Source organism: Actinomyces sp. SKVG-SVH-4(1), assembly GCF_048514265.1.
Classification (GTDB): Bacteria; Actinomycetota; Actinomycetes; order Actinomycetales; family Actinomycetaceae; genus Actinomyces; species Actinomyces oris.
In genome coordinates, this window is sequence record NZ_JBGEVE010000002.1 from 59445 (window position 1) to 74772 (window position 15328).

At 69.5% G+C, this 15328-nt stretch carries 16 protein-coding genes; all 16 read left to right on the plus strand.

Translation table 11 applies throughout. The features are described from left to right. Positions 1-61: 61 nt before the first annotated feature. The 16 genes from pgsA to AB7V09_RS02300 all read left to right on the plus strand — a co-directional run bounded on the left by pgsA (position 62) and on the right by AB7V09_RS02300 (position 15195). The gene (gene pgsA / locus AB7V09_RS02225; RefSeq protein ID WP_009405560.1) at positions 62-694 is read left to right on the plus strand and encodes a phosphatidylinositol phosphate synthase; all 633 of its coding nucleotides are present in this window, start codon (positions 62-64) and stop codon (positions 692-694) included. Continuing rightward, the gene (locus AB7V09_RS02230; RefSeq protein ID WP_009747570.1) at positions 691-1689 is read left to right on the plus strand and encodes a phosphatidylinositol mannoside acyltransferase; all 999 of its coding nucleotides are present in this window, start codon (positions 691-693) and stop codon (positions 1687-1689) included. Before pgsA ends, AB7V09_RS02230 begins: the two co-directional genes overlap by 4 nt. Next, complete coding sequence (locus AB7V09_RS02235; protein WP_009405677.1) at positions 1686-2867, plus strand: glycosyltransferase family 4 protein; 1182 nt, start codon at positions 1686-1688, stop codon at positions 2865-2867. The genes AB7V09_RS02230 and AB7V09_RS02235 overlap by 4 nt, the downstream gene beginning before the upstream one ends. A gap of 32 nt (positions 2868-2899) precedes the next feature. Continuing rightward, positions 2900-3667, plus strand: coding sequence for a hypothetical protein (locus tag AB7V09_RS02240; RefSeq protein WP_009747406.1), 768 nt, complete (start codon positions 2900-2902; stop codon positions 3665-3667). Positions 3668-3671: 4 nt separating this feature from the next. Continuing rightward, positions 3672-4976: a PrsW family intramembrane metalloprotease gene (locus AB7V09_RS02245; protein WP_419142803.1), complete on the plus strand. Its 1305-nt coding sequence runs from the start codon at positions 3672-3674 to the stop codon at positions 4974-4976. A gap of 163 nt (positions 4977-5139) precedes the next feature. Further along, entirely contained in the window at positions 5140-6042 is a 903-nt protein-coding gene (gene pdxS / locus AB7V09_RS02250) for a pyridoxal 5'-phosphate synthase lyase subunit PdxS (RefSeq protein ID WP_419142804.1), read from the plus strand. Positions 6043-6086: 44 nt separating this feature from the next. After that, a complete protein-coding gene (locus AB7V09_RS02255; RefSeq protein WP_419142927.1) occupies positions 6087-6716 on the plus strand; it encodes an NUDIX hydrolase in 630 nt (209 codons plus the stop codon). Beyond that, the gene (gene pdxT, locus AB7V09_RS02260; protein ID WP_419142805.1) at positions 6709-7446 is read left to right on the plus strand and encodes a pyridoxal 5'-phosphate synthase glutaminase subunit PdxT; all 738 of its coding nucleotides are present in this window, start codon (positions 6709-6711) and stop codon (positions 7444-7446) included. Before AB7V09_RS02255 ends, pdxT begins: the two co-directional genes overlap by 8 nt. Positions 7447-7490: 44 nt before the next feature. Then, positions 7491-8255 (plus strand): YebC/PmpR family DNA-binding transcriptional regulator, encoded by a 765-nt coding sequence (locus AB7V09_RS02265; protein WP_004564807.1) that lies wholly within the window; start codon positions 7491-7493, stop codon positions 8253-8255. A gap of 70 nt (positions 8256-8325) precedes the next feature. Continuing rightward, positions 8326-8931 (plus strand): crossover junction endodeoxyribonuclease RuvC, encoded by a 606-nt coding sequence (locus tag AB7V09_RS02270; RefSeq protein WP_279013783.1) that lies wholly within the window; start codon positions 8326-8328, stop codon positions 8929-8931. A gap of 114 nt (positions 8932-9045) precedes the next feature. Then, positions 9046-9699 carry a Holliday junction branch migration protein RuvA gene (ruvA, locus tag AB7V09_RS02275; RefSeq protein ID WP_419142806.1) on the plus strand — a complete coding sequence of 218 codons (654 nt, stop codon included), beginning with the start codon at positions 9046-9048 and terminating at the stop codon, positions 9697-9699. Then, positions 9692-10732, plus strand: coding sequence for a Holliday junction branch migration DNA helicase RuvB (gene ruvB / locus AB7V09_RS02280; protein WP_009405798.1), 1041 nt, complete (start codon positions 9692-9694; stop codon positions 10730-10732). The genes ruvA and ruvB overlap by 8 nt, the downstream gene beginning before the upstream one ends. Positions 10733-10907: 175 nt before the next feature. Further along, the gene (gene yajC, locus AB7V09_RS02285) at positions 10908-11270 is read left to right on the plus strand and encodes a preprotein translocase subunit YajC (RefSeq protein WP_279013755.1); all 363 of its coding nucleotides are present in this window, start codon (positions 10908-10910) and stop codon (positions 11268-11270) included. 207 nt (positions 11271-11477) lie between these two features. Next, positions 11478-13541 carry a protein translocase subunit SecD gene (secD, locus tag AB7V09_RS02290; protein WP_419142807.1) on the plus strand — a complete coding sequence of 688 codons (2064 nt, stop codon included), beginning with the start codon at positions 11478-11480 and terminating at the stop codon, positions 13539-13541. Further along, complete coding sequence (gene secF, locus AB7V09_RS02295) at positions 13538-14641, plus strand: protein translocase subunit SecF (RefSeq protein ID WP_419142808.1); 1104 nt, start codon at positions 13538-13540, stop codon at positions 14639-14641. The genes secD and secF overlap by 4 nt, the downstream gene beginning before the upstream one ends. Next, positions 14638-15195, plus strand: a complete 558-nt coding sequence (locus AB7V09_RS02300; RefSeq protein ID WP_004564814.1) for an adenine phosphoribosyltransferase — start codon at positions 14638-14640, stop codon at positions 15193-15195. Before secF ends, AB7V09_RS02300 begins: the two co-directional genes overlap by 4 nt. The last annotated feature ends 133 nt before the right edge of the window (positions 15196-15328 follow it).

Here is a 15328-nt window from a genome sequence, read left to right on the forward strand (position 1 = left end):
GTCCATCCCGTGCCATCACGGCCCGTCTCTTAGACAGCTCCACCCCAGTGTTAAGGACCTCATGCTCGGCAACCACGGCCGCGGCCTGACCAAGGCCCTGTTCACCCGACCCGCCCTCGCGCTCGGGCGGCTCGGGGTTACTCCCAACATGCTCACCGTCACCGGAACTGCCCTGTCCGTGACGGCGGCGGTCACCCTGCTGCCGAAGGGACACTTCGTGACCGGGCCCCTGGTCCTGCTCGTGGTGCTGGTGGCCGACTCCTTCGACGGCATTCTGGCCCGGGCCACCGGGAAGAGCTCGGTGTTCGGGGCCTTCCTGGACTCCACCATGGACCGCCTCGCCGATGGGGCAGTTCTGGGATCCCTCGCGGCCTGGGCGGCCCTGTCCATGCCCGTCGGCGCGCTGCGCACCGTGACCGTCGCGGCTGCCCTGGTCGCCGTCGTCATGGCGGCCACTGTTCCCTACGCCCGGGCGCGGGCCGAGTCCATCGGCGCCACCGCCTCCGTAGGGATCGCCGAGCGCACCGACCGGCTCCTGGTCGCGCTCGGCTCCACCTTCCTCGTGGGGCTCGGGGCACCCCAGTGGGTGCTCACCGTTGGGCTCCTCTACGTGGCAATCGCCTCCTTCATCACCGTGATCCAGCGCGCGCGCGCCGTCCACCAGCAGGTCCGGCAGGAGGATGAGAAGGCATGAGGATGCGCCTGCCAGCCGCCTCAGACGCCTACCGCCTGGCCTGGCGCGGTACCCGCCACCTGCCCGCGCCGGTGGGCTACGGCCTTGCCCACTCTGTCGCCGACGCGCTGTGGGTCTGGCAGCGCCTGCGCCGCTCCACCGCCGGGGTGGGACAGCTCGAGCGCAACCTGGCACGCATCCTCCCGGCGGGAACACCACCGCGCGCGCTGCGCCGGGCCACCCGAGCCGGCATGCGCTCCTACATGCGCTACTTCTACGAGGCCTTCGCCCTGCCCGGTATCACACCGGAGCAGATCCTGGCGCGCGTGCGCACCGACATCGACCCCCAGCTGCACGAGGACGTGCGCGTCGGCAGCGTCGTCATGGCCCTGCCACACATGGGCAACTGGGACCTCATCGGAGCCTGGGCCTGCCGTGAGCTCGCCACCGTCCTGACCGTCGCCGAGCGCCTGGAGCCCGAGGACCTCTTCGAGCAGTTCGTCTCCTTCCGCCAGTCACTGGGCATGCGCATCATCGGCCAGTCCCACGGGGAGAAGGTCTTCGACCGCCTCCTTGAGGCGGCGAGCCAGGGGCACTACGTCGTCGCACTCCTGGCGGACCGGGACCTGTCCTCGGCCGGCATCACTGCGCGGCTGGGTGGCGCCACCGCACGGGTGGCTGCCGGTCCCGCGGCGATCGCCCAGCGCCTGGGACGCCCCCTGTACGCCGCCTCGATCCACTACGAGCCGCTCACCGGGCAGAGGCGCCGTCGGGCTGGATCGCCCTGGGGAATCGTGCTGACCGCCCGCAGGGTTCCGGCGCCCCAGCAGATGGAGGGACGCGAGCAGGTCGTGGCGCACACGCGCGCCTGGGTCGCCGCGCTGGAGCCCCTGCTTGCCGAGCACGCCGAGGACTGGCACATGCTTCAGCCCGTCTTCGACGCCGACCTGGACCAGGAGCGCCTGGCTCGCAGCCACGCCCGCGACCAGCAGGGCGCCCACGAGGAGGACGCATGAGGATCGGTATCGTCTGCCCCTACTCCTTCGACGCTCACGGAGGTGTCCAGGTCCACGTCATGGACCTGGCCGGTGAGCTCTTCCGCCGCGGCCACGAGGTACAGGTCCTCGCGCCGGCCTCCCAGGACACCGAGCTTCCCGACTGGGTCACCAGCGCCGGTGACTCCATTGCCATTCCCTACAACGGCTCGGTGGCGCGGCTGAACTTCGGCGCCCTCGTGGCCAGGCGGGCCCGACGCTGGCTGGATGCCGGGGACTTCGACATCCTGCACATCCATGAGCCCATCACCCCCAGCGTCGGGATGCTGGCCCTGCAGGCCGCCACCGGGCCGGTGGTGGGCACCTTCCACGCCGCCATGGACCGTTCGCTGGCCCGTGAGCTGCTGAGCCCGGCGACGGTGCCGCTCATGGAGAAGCTCTCGGCCCGCATCGCCGTCTCCGAGGAGGCCCGCCGCACCCTCATCCAGTACCACGGCGGCGACGCCGTCGTTATCCCCAACGGCGTCAATGTCGGGCCCTTCGCCGACGCCCCCAAGGACGACCCCCGGTTCCTGGGCACGGACGAGGCCCCCACCATCTCCTTCCTGGGGCGTCTGGACGAGCCCCGCAAGGGACTGCGGGTTCTGGCCGATGCCATCCCGACGGTGCTGGAGTCGGTGCCCAGGGCGCGCTTCCTCATCGCAGGGCGCGGGCAGGCCCAGGAGATCCGTCAGGAGCTGGCCCGCTTCAGCGACTCCGTGGTCTTCCTGGGGGGCGTCAGCGACGAGGACAAGGCCGCCATGCTGGCCTCGGCCAGCTGCTACGTGGCCCCGCAGACCGGAGGGGAGTCCTTCGGCATCGTCCTGGTGGAGGCCATGGCCGCCGGCACCCGGGTCGTCGCCTCCGACCTCAAGGCCTTCTCGGACGTGCTTGGCGAAGGCCGTTATGGGGCCCTGTTCCGCAATGAGGACGGCGGCGACCTGGCCCGAGTCATCATCGACACCCTGCAGGACGCCACGGCCGCTCAGGCCCGCGTCCAGGCGGCCAGTCAGGTGGTCGGCCGCTACGACTGGTCCGCGGTCACCGACGAGGTGCTCGACGTCTATGACATGGCTCTGTCCACCGCTCACACCCGGGTCGAGCCCGCCCCCGGTTCGCGCACCATGCTGGGCCGGTTGCGCGATGCCCTGGACGACTAGCAGCTGATCTCAGGAGTGATGAGGAACCGACCATGGCAGCAAGCATGACGACGGCCATGACGCAGGCCGTTGATACCCCGGCCAGTGCGACCACGGCCCTACCGGCACTGTCCTCCACAGAGTCCGGCGCGATGACGGCGCCGATGTGGAGCATCGTCGTGCTGCTGGTCGGGCTGGCCGTGACCGCCGGGTGGGCCCTCTACGCCAGGGCAGTGCGGGTGGACCGGCTGCACCGGCAGGTGCTGGGCGCTCGGGCCACGCTTGAGGCCCAGCTCGTTCACCGGGCCGAGGCCGCAGCGGAGCTGGCCACCGTTCCCGCCCTGGATCCGGCCTCCGGACTGCTGCTCAGCCGAGCCGCTCGTGAGGCGCTGGACGCCGAGGGGCCTCTCGTCGATGACGGTCTGGACACCTCCACGCCTCTTGAGGACACCCCCTCCTCCCATCCTGCTTCCAGCGGCGCGGTGCTCCCGACGCCGACCGCCCGCAGTCGGGCCCTCATCGAGTCCGACCTCAGCCGGGTCCTGCGAACGGTGGTCAGCGAGCCCGCACGCCGCGAGCTGTCCGCCGACCCGCTGAGCCTGCCCGCGCTCAACCGCCTGGACCGGGCCTGCTCCCGCCTGGTCCTGGCCCGCAGGTTCCACAACACCCACGTCAGCGAGGCCCAGGCCCTCAGGGCACGGCTGCTCGTCCGGATGTGCCACCTGGCTGGGCACGCGCCCATGCCCCAGACCTTCGATGCCGACGACGACACCACCCCTGAGACGCCGCCCGAGCGCGACGACGAGGTGCAACCGAGGTGATTCCATGAGCATGCCCCCCAGTCCCTGGGCTCCCCGTCCCGGATACCGGCGCTCCAGCGCCCTGCCGCAGACCCCAGCCGACTCCGGCCCCCTTCCCGGAGTCGGGCAGCGGTATCAGGTTCATCGTGACACTCAGGGCACGCCTCCTTCGCGGGCCACCACGGATCCTGAGGATGGACGGCAGCAGCACGAGCAGGTGGCCTCCCTCATCCCACCTGGTATTCCGGCGAGGGTCGGGGCGATCATCATGCTCACCGCGATCGTTCTGTTCTCGCTGCTCACCGTGTACTTCTTCTCAGGGCTTCGAGACGATTTCGGTCCGGTCGTGCTTCCGTCGTTTCTGCTGGCGCTCATCCCCTTGGGCGGGGTGCTGGTGGTCACGATGCTGCTCGCGGGAGTGTTCTGGTACGTCCGCTGGGAGCCCAGGCCTCCCGGTGTGTTCACGGTGGTCACGCTCCTGGTGGCGTTCCTGTGGGGGACGAGCGTGTCCACCCTGTGCTCGTTGGTGGTCAACGGCTGGGTGGGTCGGGTCATCACCGAGGCCATGGGGGACCCGAACGCGGCCGGCGTCATTTCAGCGCCCCTGGTGGAGGAGCTGACCAAGGGATTGGGCGTCCTGTTCGTCTTCCTCATCTGGCGCCGCACGATCAATGGGACGATCGATGGGGTCGTGTATGCGGCGTTCACCGCCGCAGGCTTCGCCTTCGTGGAAAATATTCTCTACTTCGTTCAGGGGTGGGAGTACGTGGGGACGATCTTCGTCATGCGAGGGGTCCTGTCCCCGTTTGCCCACCTGACCTTCACCGCCTGCACCGGAGTGGCCATCGGTGTCTCCTCCCGCCGGCGCTCTCAGTACGCCTGGGCGTGGATGGCTCCTGTTGGTCTGGTCGGTGCGATCCTCCTTCATGCGACCTGGAACGGGTTCGTTGCTGCGAACTTCGGGGTGTACCTGCTGCTTCAGTTCCCCTTCTACGGTCTGTGCACCGGACTGGTCTCGTGGCTGCGTTGGAGTGAGCGTCGGTCGATGCGCCGCGGGCTGGAGGACTACGCCCACGCCGGCTGGTTCTCCCCAGCTGAGGTTCAGATGCTCACCACCGGCGCGGGGCGCCGGTCGGGCAGACGGTGGGCCGCCACCAGGGGGCTGCAGGCCTCGGCGGCCATGAACACCTTCCAGAAAGGTGCTGCGGAACTGGCCCAGCTGCGCCAGCAGGCGGTGGACAGCCACGATCTGGGCGAGCTGTCCCTCAAGGAGACCGAGCTGCTCGACCGTATCAGCCAGGCGCGCCAGTCCTTCCTGGGGGCCGGGTAGGAAACGACAGCAGCCGGAAGCCTTTCCACGGCTCGGGTCTCGCAGCGTGAGCACCGGGGACTGTTGCGCAGGCTCGCGGTAGCATGCTGTGCGTCAGCATTTTCTCGGAGACGTTGCTGCCGCCCCCGTGCGGCGGCCACGGCTCACGGCCGGAGGACCACGATTGAGTACAGAGCAGACCACTCCCAGCACCGGCACCCTCACCGTCAAACGCGGCATGGCGGACATGCTCAAGGGGGGTGTCATCATGGACGTCGTCACGCCCGAGCAGGCCCGTATCGCCCAGGACGCGGGAGCCGTCGCCGTCATGGCGCTCGAGCGCGTCCCGGCCGACATCCGAGCCCAGGGCGGCGTCGCCCGCATGAGCGACCCCGACCTCATCACCGGCATCATCGAGGCGGTCTCCATCCCGGTCATGGCCAAGGCCCGTATCGGTCACTTCGTGGAGGCCCAGGTCCTCCAGAGCCTCGGCGTGGACTACATCGACGAGTCCGAGGTCCTCACCCCGGCCGACTACGCCCACCACATCGACAAGCAGTCATTCACGGTCCCCTTCGTCTGCGGCGCCACCAACCTGGGTGAGGCGCTGCGCCGCATCACCGAGGGCGCGGCCATGATCCGCTCCAAGGGAGAGGCCGGCACCGGCGACGTCTCCAACGCGGTGACGCATATGCGCACCATTCGCGACGAGATCCGCCGTCTGACCTCTCTTCCTGAGGATGAGCTCTACGTGGCCGCCAAGGAGCTCGCTGCGCCGTACGAGCTCGTCGCCGAGGTCGCCCGCACCGAGCACCTGCCGGTCGTCCTGTTCACCGCCGGCGGCATCGCCACCCCGGCCGACGCCGCCATGATGATGCAGATGGGTGCCGAGGGCGTCTTCGTGGGCTCGGGCATCTTCAAGTCCGGCGACCCCGCCAAGCGGGCAGCCGCCATCGTGCGCGCCACCGCGCAGTTCGACGACCCCGACGTCATCGCCGAGGTCTCACGCGGACTGGGCGAGGCGATGGTGGGGATCAACGTCGACGAGATCCCCGAGCCGCACCGGCTCGCGGAACGCGGCTGGTGAGCCGGTCCCCGGACTGCGCTGCTCCCGCTCCGAGTCGTCACCCGGTGCTGGTCCCCGAGGACTGGAACCAGCACCTCGACGCCGCCGAGTGGAGCCTGGGGGAGGACGGTCTGCCCTTCAGAACGGCCGCGCGGGTCCTGGTCGTCACCCGGGACGCCGACATGCTGCTCCTGGTAGGGCACGACGCCGCCAACCCGGATCACACCTGGGTCTTCACCCCGGGAGGAGGGCTCCGTCCCGGCGAGGACCCGCGCGCCGGAGCCGTGCGCGAGCTGGCCGAGGAGTCCGGGATCGACGTCGCCCCCGTCGATCTCGAAGGCCCCGTCGCCCACCGGGAGGCGATCTTCCGCTTCGCCTCCGTCACCTGCCGTCAGGACGAGATCTTCTTCCTTCTGCGCCTGTCGACCAGGCGCCCTGTTGGCAAGGAGGGCTGGACCGATCTGGAACGCGATGTCGTCGACTCGATCTCCTGGTGGAGCCCCCATGACCTGCGGGTCGCCCAGGAACGAGGTCGGGAGATCTACCCGGCGCGCCTGCCGGTGCTCGCACGCGAGCTCGCCGCCGGGTGGAGCGGTGAGCCGATCGACTTCACCGATCCGGTGGACGCCGAGGTCCTGGCCGAGCTCTCCGCCCACCGGCCTCCCGTACCGACCTCCAAGGACCCCAATGACTGACCCGAGCCACGCCCACCGCCCGGCCCACACGATGGACGCCCGCCACCCCCGGGCGCTCTTCCCCGCGCTCGCAGCGCCCGACTCCCGCCCCACGATCGGGATCCTGGCCCTTCAGGGCGACGTGCGCGAGCACTCCTTGGCCCTCGAGGCGGCCGGAGCGCGACCCGTCGTGGTGCGCCGCGCCGCCGATCTGGGTGAGGCCCCCGGCCACCGGCTTGACGGCCTGGTGATCCCCGGAGGGGAGTCGACCACCATGAGCACGCTGCTGGTCGCCTTCGACATGCTCACGCCCCTGCGTGAGCTCATCGGCGCGGGCCTGCCCGCCTACGGGTCCTGCGCCGGGATGATTATGCTGGCCGACCGCGTACAGGGGGCTCAGGAGGGTCAGGCCTTCCTGGGTGGCATCGACATGACCGTGCGCCGCAACGCCTTCGGCCGGCAGGTGGACTCCTACGAGGAGGACCTCCTCGCCCCGGCGCTGGGTGCGGGGCCGGACCGACCGCTGCGCGCCGTCTTCATCCGGGCCCCCTGGGTGGAGGAGGTGGGCCCGGGCGTCGAGATCCTCGCCACGACCCGCGCCGGACGTGCGGCTGGGGTCGGTGAGGCCGACGGCGGTAGGATCGTCGCGGTTCGTCAAGGGTCCCTGCTCGCCACGTCCTTCCACCCGGAGGTCGGAGGCGACCACCGGGTCCACGACGTCTTCGTCTCCATGGTGACGCGCCGGGCCTGAGCAGGTCCGGCAGCGCCCTCAGTATCGACTCCCAAGGAGCACTTATGTCGGGTCACTCCAAGTGGGCCACCACCAAGCACAAGAAGGCCGCCATCGACGCCAAGCGCGGCAAGCTCTTCGCACGCCTCATCAAGAACATCGAGGTCGCCGCCCGCACCGGCGGTGGTGACCCCACCGGCAACCCCACTCTGTTCGACGCCATCCAGAAGGCCAAGAAGAACTCCGTGCCGGCGGACAACATCACCCGCGCCGTCAAGCGCGGCAGCGGCGAGGAGGCCGGTGGCGCCGACTGGCAGACCATCATGTACGAGGGCTACGGCCCCGGCGGGGTCGCCTTCCTCGTCGAGTGCCTCACCGATAACCGCAACCGGGCCGCCTCCGACGTGCGCGTGGCCTTCTCCCGCAACGGCGGGAACCTGGCCGACCCCGGCTCGGTGGCCTACAACTTCACCCGCAAGGGCGTCGTCGAGGTCGCCAAGGCCGACGGCGTGGACGAGGACTCCATCCTCATGGCCGTCCTGGAGGCCGGCGCCGAGGAGGTCGAGGACATGGGCGAGTCCTTCGAGATCTACTCCGAGCCCGGTGACATCGTCGCCGTGCGTACCGCCCTGACGGAGGCGGGGATGGACTACGACTCCGCCGAGGTCCAGTTCGTCGCCGGCACCAAGGTGGAGGTCGACGTCGAAGGAGCCCGCAAGGTCTTCCGCCTCATCGACGCCCTGGAGGACTCCGACGACGTCCAGAACGTCTACACCTCGGTGGACCTCAGCCCGGAGGTGGCCGCCGAGTTCGCCGGCGACGAGGACTGAGCCCCTGGACCTCGCCGGCCCCCGGCCGCGTTCGGCTCGCGCCGTCGTCGCCCAGCAACGGGTCCTGGGAATCGATCCCGGACTGACCCGCTGCGGTCTGGGATGCGTCGATGTCGACCCTCGCCGTCAGGTGCGCCTGGTGGAGGTCGGCGTGGTTCGCACGCCGCCTTCCCAGAGCCCCGAGCTGAGGCTGCTGACCATCACGGAGGCCATTGAGGACTGGATCGCCCGCCTGGGCCCGTCGGTGGTCTCCATCGAGCGGGTCTTCGCGCAGGACAACCTGCGTTCGGTCATCGGGGTCGCCCAGGTCATGGGGACCGCGATGGCCACAGCGGCGCGCGCGGGCCTGGAGGTCGCTCAGCACACGCCCAGTGAGGCCAAGGCCGCCGTCACGGGCTCGGGCACGGCTGACAAGGCTCAGGTCCAGGCCATGGTCACTCGCATCCTCGGCCTCGCCGCCCCACCCCGGCCGGCCGACGCCGCCGACGCCCTGGCGCAGGCGATCTGCCACGGCTGGCGAGGCGGCGGAACGGGGACGGATGACGCCACCGAGATGGTCTCCGCCGGGGGAGCGGTGCGTGTCTCGGCCCGCACGCCGGCACAGCGCCAGTGGGCCGCCGCCCAGGCCGCGGCCCGGCGCACCGGCGCCGTCGACCCGCGACGGGTGCGGCGCTGAGGACCCCGCCGACGTCGGGCTGCTAGGATCCGAACGTCTGTTCGAGCCCCGTCGGTTTCCGTCAAAGATGCCTGAGGGCGCTCGATCCGCTGAGAACTCCAGGAGAAGTCGCCCATGATCGCCTCCCTGCGCGGCACTGTCCTCAGTGTCGGCCTGACCTGTGCCGTCATTGAGACCGGCGGCGTTGGCATGAGCATCCAGGCCACGCCCACCACGCTGTCCGGCCTCAGGGTCGGTGAGGAGGCCCTCGTCCACACCGAGATGGTGGTCCGTGAGGACTCGCTGACCCTGTTCGGCTTCGCCGACACCGACGAGAGGAACAGCTTTCGCACCCTAATGAGCGCCAAGGGTGTCGGAGCCAAGCTGGCGCTGGCGATGCTGGCCGTCCACACGCCCAACGCGCTCAGGCGGGCCATCGCCTCCCAGGACGTCGCCGCCCTCACGCGGGTACCCGGCCTGGGACCCAAGGGCGCTCAGCGCGTCATCCTGGACGTGGCCGACAAGCTGGGCCCTGTCACCGGGGACGATCTGGGGGCCGCGCAGACTGCTGCGCAGAGCGCGCAGGGGGTGGAGGCGATGAGCGACGGCGGTCCCGAGCCCCACGCGGACGTGGTTGCCGCCCTGGTGCAGCTCGGCTGGAACGAGGCCAGCGCGCACCAGGCGGTCTCCTCCGTGACGGCTGATGCCGCCGATGAAGGCCAGGAGTCGGACACGGCGGCGGTGCTGCGGGCCTCCTTGAGGTGGCTGGGGGGCGGGCACCGTGGCTGAGCCCGATGAGCTCGATGGGCAGCGCCTGGTCGGTGGCGGTGCCGACGCCACCGAGCGCGCCGCCGAGGCGGCCCTGCGGCCCAAACGCCTGGAGGACTTCACCGGGCAGGAGGTGGTGCGAGGCCAGCTCTCGGTGGTGCTGCGCTCGGCCCTGGCCCGTGGAGTGACCGCTGACCACGTTCTGCTCTCGGGGCCGCCTGGGCTGGGTAAGACCACCTTGGCCATGATTATCGCCGCCGAGGTGGACGGCTCCCTGCGCCTGACCTCGGGGCCGGCCATCCAGCACGCCGGAGACCTCGCGGCCATCCTGTCCTCCCTGGAGGAGGGGGATGTGCTGTTCATCGATGAGATCCACCGCCTGGCACGCACCGCCGAGGAGATGCTCTACCTGGCGATGGAGGACTTCCGGGTCGACATCGTCGTGGGAAAGGGACCCGGCGCCACCTCCATCCCCCTGTCCCTGCCTCCCTTCACCGTCGTCGGGGCCACCACGAGAGCGGGGCTGCTGCCGGCGCCGCTGCGGGACCGCTTCGGCTTCACCGGGCACCTCGACTACTACGGGCCGGGCGAGCTCACCCGTATCCTCACGCGCAGCGCGGGGCTGCTGGGGGTGAGCCTGGAGGCGGACGCCGCCAAGGAGCTGGCCTCACGCTCGCGCGGCACGCCCCGAATCGCCAACCGGCTGCTGCGCCGGGTCCAGGACTGGGCGGAGGTGCACGGGCGTCCCGGTCGGCTGGATCTGGAGGCGGCGCGCGGCGCCCTGGACGTCTTCGAGGTCGACGCCCTGGGCCTGGATCGTCTGGACCGCCAGGTGCTTGAGGCCCTGTGCACCCGGTTCGGCGGCGGCCCGGTGGGGCTGACGACGCTGGCGGTCAGCGTGGGGGAGGAGCCCGAGACGGTGGAGACCGTGGCCGAGCCCTACCTGGTGCGTGAGGGGCTCGTGGTGCGCACCCCGCGGGGGCGGGCGGCCACGCCGGCGGCCTACAGCCATCTGGGACTCGAGCCCCCTGCCGACGGATCATTGTTCTCCTGAGCGACAACCGGGTAATGTGACCATTTTGTAACCGGTTGGTACCCAGTTGTGCCCGACCACTCGCCAACGGTCGGTAAGGCTCTGGCCCGCGTGCCATAGACTCGCCACCGCCGGCCTGTGACAGTCGTAGGTCTGCATCAGCCGGGACTGCCTAGTCGAAACGGAAGAGGCCTCCATGTCGTCGTATTTCATCTGGATCATGCTCATCGGGATGTTCCTGATGATGTGGTTCGTCAGCCGCAGGCAGCGCGCGATGCAGGAGGAGCAGAAGCGCCGTACCGAGAAGGGCCTGGTACCCGGCAACTGGGTTCGCACCATCGGCGGCTTCTACGGCACGGTTGTCGAGGTCGACGGCGACGTGGTCACCCTGGCCACACCGCTGGGCGACGAGACCCTGTGGAGCAAGCGGGCGATCGCCGCCATCGAGGAGCCGCCCTTCGGCTCGGCCTCCGCCCACGAGGAGTCCGGCTCCGACGTCGAGCAGACTGACAACGGCATCCAGGACTCCGAGCAGGACGCGGCCGAGCCGCAGTCCTGATGCCGCGAACCGAACGTCCTCCCACGATGTGAGCGCGGCGGCTCCCCGCGGAGCCCTGCACGCCCCACCCGCGCCTGGCGACCAGACTCGCCGAGTCCACCGGAAACGGTGCGTCTCACGGTGGTGCCCGCCAAGCATCCCTACCCCACACTCACCTCAGCCTTCGGGCCATGTGCTCGAGCACACTCCACTCCAGGAAGGGACCACGTGTCCAGTAAGCAGCGAAAGCGCCCAGGGCGCCGCCTCCTGATGTTCATCCTCGTCCTCGTCATCGGCTTCGGTGCGCTCGTGGCGGGAAGCATGAGGCACAAGGCCTCGCTCACCCCCGGCCTCGCCCTCGATCTGGAGGGCGGGACCCAGCTCATCCTGACGCCCACCACTTCTGACGGCTCGGCGATCAGTGACAACGACGTCGAGCAGGCCATCGAGGTGATTCGCCAGCGCGTGGATGCCTCCGGTGTCTCCGAGGCGCAGATCTCCCGCCAGGGCGGTCAGAACATCGTGGTCTCGCTGCCCGGTAAGCCCAGCCAGGCCACCCTGGAGCTGGTGCGCACCTCGGCCGTCATGTACTTCCGCCCGGTCCTGCGCATCCTGCCGGGCAGCGCCCAGCAGGCCGCCAAGAACATCGCCAGCCAGAACCCCTCTGGTGGGCCGACCCCGGCGCAGGCGGCTCAGCCCAGCCCGAGCGCCGGCAGCGAGGCGAGTCAGCCGGCGGCGGACTCCGAGGGCGCCGAGGAGGGCTCGGGCCAGGGCGAGCAGGCGGCCGCGACCCCGGCCCCCACCGCACAGCCCACGGCCCAGTCGACGGCACAGCCCAGGACTCCCGAGGAGATCGCCAAGCAGCTGGCGGATGTCAACCAGGACGGGGTCATCTCCTCCGACCCGCTTCCGGCTCAGGACAAGACGTACTCATCGGACTCCTGGATCACCGAGAAGCTCCTCTACGACGGCTACATGACCGACTGCTCCGACCCGAAGAACCTCACCGGTCAGACGCAGGACCCCAAGGTCGCCGTCATCTCCTGCTCCAAGGAGGCCGGCTCCCAGCACCAAGGCGCCTACATCCTCGGCCCGGCCGAGATCACCGGCACCGAGCTCAAGAGCGCCAACTCGGGCCTGGAGACCGACTCGCGAGGACAAGCCACCCAGCAGTGGGTCGTCTCGCTGGCCTTCAATGCGGACGGCACCAAGAAGTTCGCCGAGCTGTCCAAGCGGCTGCTGGCCTACCGCGACCAGGCCAGTGCCGCCGGCGCGCAGGGCGCTCAGAACCCGCAGGCTCAGAGCAGCGGGGACAAGGCCCAGTTCGCCATCGTCCTGGACGGCCTGACCATCATGGCCTCCGGCTTCAACGAGACCGTCCACTCACCGATCACCGACGGACGGGTCCAGATCACCGGTGGCTTCACCCAGAACCAGGCCAACACGCTGGCCAACCAGCTCTCCTTCGGCTCGCTGCCACTGAGCTTCACGGTGCAGTCCGAGCAGCAGATCTCCGCCACCTTGGGAACCGAGCAGCTGCGCAACGGCCTGATCGCCGGACTCATCGGCTTCGCCCTCATCATCCTCTACCTGGCCTGGCAGTATCGCGGCCTGGCGGTGGTGGCCGTGGCCTCCCTGGTGGTGGCAGCGGCCGGCACCTACCTGGTCATCGCGGCACTGAGCGCGACCATGGGGTACCGCCTGTCCCTGGCAGGGGTGGCTGGACTCATCATCTCCATCGGCATCACGGTCGACTCCTTCATCATCTACTTCGAGCGCGTCCGCGACGAGGTGCGTCAGGGACGGACCCTGAGGACCGCGATCGATGAGGGATGGAAGCACGCCAGGCGCACGATCCTCGTCTCCGACGCCGTCAACCTCGTGGCCGCGATCGTCCTGTACTTCCTGGCCGTCGGCGGGGTGCAGGGATTCGCCTTCACCCTGGGGGTTACCACGTGCGTGGACCTGGCCATCATCATCCTGTTCACCCACCCGATGATGGAGTGGATCGTCCGATTCCGCTTCTTCGGCGAGGGGCACCGCCTCTCCGGCCTCGACCCCGAGCACCTCGGGGCGACGTCCTCGACCTACGGCAAGGGGCGCGAGGCCGTCGCCGACCGCGTGACCGGGTCGCTGGCGCGCCGCAAGGCCGAGGCCCGCAGGAACGCCGAGAGCCCGGAGGGCGCGGATGAGGAGTCCGACGGCGAGGCCGCCGACGATGATGCTGAGCAGCAGGAAGGTGATGCGGTCGATGCCGCGGCCGACAAGGGAAAGGACGGTGAGACGAAGTGAAGTCTCTCGCCACGCTCGGTAACGAGCTCTACTCGGCCAAGACATCCATCCCTTTCGTCGGTAAACGGAAGATCTGGTATCTCATCGCCGTCGTCATCATTCTTGGCTCGGCCACGCTCCTGAGCACTGTGGGACTGACTCCGGGCATCGACTTCAAGGGCGGTTCGGAGATCACCGTTACGGGGCTGTCCTCCCCCTCAGAGCGTCCTGCCAACGAGGTCCTCTCCAAGAGCGACCTGGCGGCCGGCTCCTCGGTGACGACCATGGGGTCGTCGTCGGTGAGGGTGCAGACCTCTGAGCTGAGCAAGCAGCGTCTCGACTCGCTGGCCGGTCAGCTCGCCACCGCCTACAAGACCGATGCCTCCAACGTCTCAGCGACGACTGTGGGACCGACCTGGTCCTCCGATGTCACGAAGAAGGCGGTTCGAGGACTGGTCCTGTTCTTCATCTTCGTCGGACTGCTCATCTGGGCGTACTTCCGCACCTGGAAGATGGCGGCGGCGGCCCTGCTCGCCCTGTGCCACGACATCATCGTCACCGTGGGCATCTACGCCCTGTCCGGATTCGAGGTCACCCCGGCCACGATCATCGGTGTGCTGACGATTCTGGGCTACTCCCTCTACGACACGGTGGTGGTCTTCGACAAGATCCGTGAGAACACCGAGGACTTCGAGTCCCAGAGCCGATCCACCTACGCCGAGCTGGCGAACCTGGCGGTCAACCAGACCTTCATCCGCTCGATCAACACCTCCGTGGTTGGCGTGCTCCCGGTGGCCTCGCTGCTGTTCGTCGGCGCCTTCATCCTGGGGGCGGGAACGCTGCGCGACATCGCCCTGACGCTGTTCATCGGCATGATCGCCGGAACCCTGTCCTCGATCTTCCTGGCCACCCCCCTCCTGGTGGACCTGCGCTCACGTGAGAAGCGCATCAAGGAGCAGGCCGCCAAGGTCGCCGCGGCGCGCCAGCACCGTCGGGACGAGGCCGGTGACGACGCCGAGGAACTGGCTAAGATTGACGCGGCTCCGGCCGCCTCACCAGTCACTCCCGGCCACCACCTCGGCGTGGCGGCTCAGCCGAAAAGGAAGAAGAAGCGCAGATGACCGCTCCCGTGGCCCATTCCGAGTCGGTGCCCGAGTCTCTGACCAGGCTGGTCATGAGCCACTTGCGCGAGATTCCCGACTTCCCCGAGCCGGGGGTCCTCTTCCGGGACATCACTCCGCTCCTGGCCGATGGTCAGGCCTTCGCCGCTCTCGTCGAGGGGCTGGCCGATCACTACCGGGGTCGGATCGATGCGATCGCGGGGCTCGAGTCACGCGGCTTCATCCTGGCGGCGCCCTTGGCGGTTCGGCTCGGGGTCGGCATGATTACGGTGCGCAAGGGCGGCAAGCTGCCCGGCCCGGTCATCGGTGTGGACTACGCACTCGAGTACGGCACGGCCCGGATGGAGCTGAGGCCCGAGACCGTCACCAAGGGTGCGCGTGTCCTGGTCATCGACGACGTGCTGGCCACCGGTGGGACGGCCGCCGCCTCCATCTCCCTCATTGAGCAGGCCGGCGCTACGGTGGAGGCCATCTGCATGCTGCTGGAGCTGTCCGATCTGGGCGGTCGCCGCCAGCTCCAGGGGCGTGAGGTCGACTCGATCGTCATCTTCTGAGGCGGCAGCTCGTCGCAGGCCTGCTGCTCGACGGGTGGCCGGGGCTGTTTCTCGTGCGGTGTCGTGATTCTGAAGGACGCGACACCGCACGTTCACCGGCAGTGCCGGCACGCCTCGGTGTGCCGGCCGCTAT

Coding starts and splice junctions, on each gene's coding strand:
- pgsA (WP_009405560.1), top strand. CDS start 62: ATGCTCGGCAACCACGGCCGCGGCCTGACCAAGGCCCTGTTCACCCGA.
- AB7V09_RS02230 (WP_009747570.1), top strand. CDS start 691: ATGAGGATGCGCCTGCCAGCCGCCTCAGACGCCTACCGCCTGGCCTGG.
- AB7V09_RS02235 (WP_009405677.1), top strand. CDS start 1,686: ATGAGGATCGGTATCGTCTGCCCCTACTCCTTCGACGCTCACGGAGGT.
- AB7V09_RS02240 (WP_009747406.1), top strand. CDS start 2,900: ATGGCAGCAAGCATGACGACGGCCATGACGCAGGCCGTTGATACCCCG.
- AB7V09_RS02245 (WP_419142803.1), top strand. CDS start 3,672: ATGAGCATGCCCCCCAGTCCCTGGGCTCCCCGTCCCGGATACCGGCGC.
- pdxT (WP_419142805.1), top strand. CDS start 6,709: ATGACTGACCCGAGCCACGCCCACCGCCCGGCCCACACGATGGACGCC.
- AB7V09_RS02265 (WP_004564807.1), top strand. CDS start 7,491: ATGTCGGGTCACTCCAAGTGGGCCACCACCAAGCACAAGAAGGCCGCC.
- ruvA (WP_419142806.1), top strand. CDS start 9,046: ATGATCGCCTCCCTGCGCGGCACTGTCCTCAGTGTCGGCCTGACCTGT.
- yajC (WP_279013755.1), top strand. CDS start 10,908: ATGTCGTCGTATTTCATCTGGATCATGCTCATCGGGATGTTCCTGATG.
- AB7V09_RS02300 (WP_004564814.1), top strand. CDS start 14,638: ATGACCGCTCCCGTGGCCCATTCCGAGTCGGTGCCCGAGTCTCTGACC.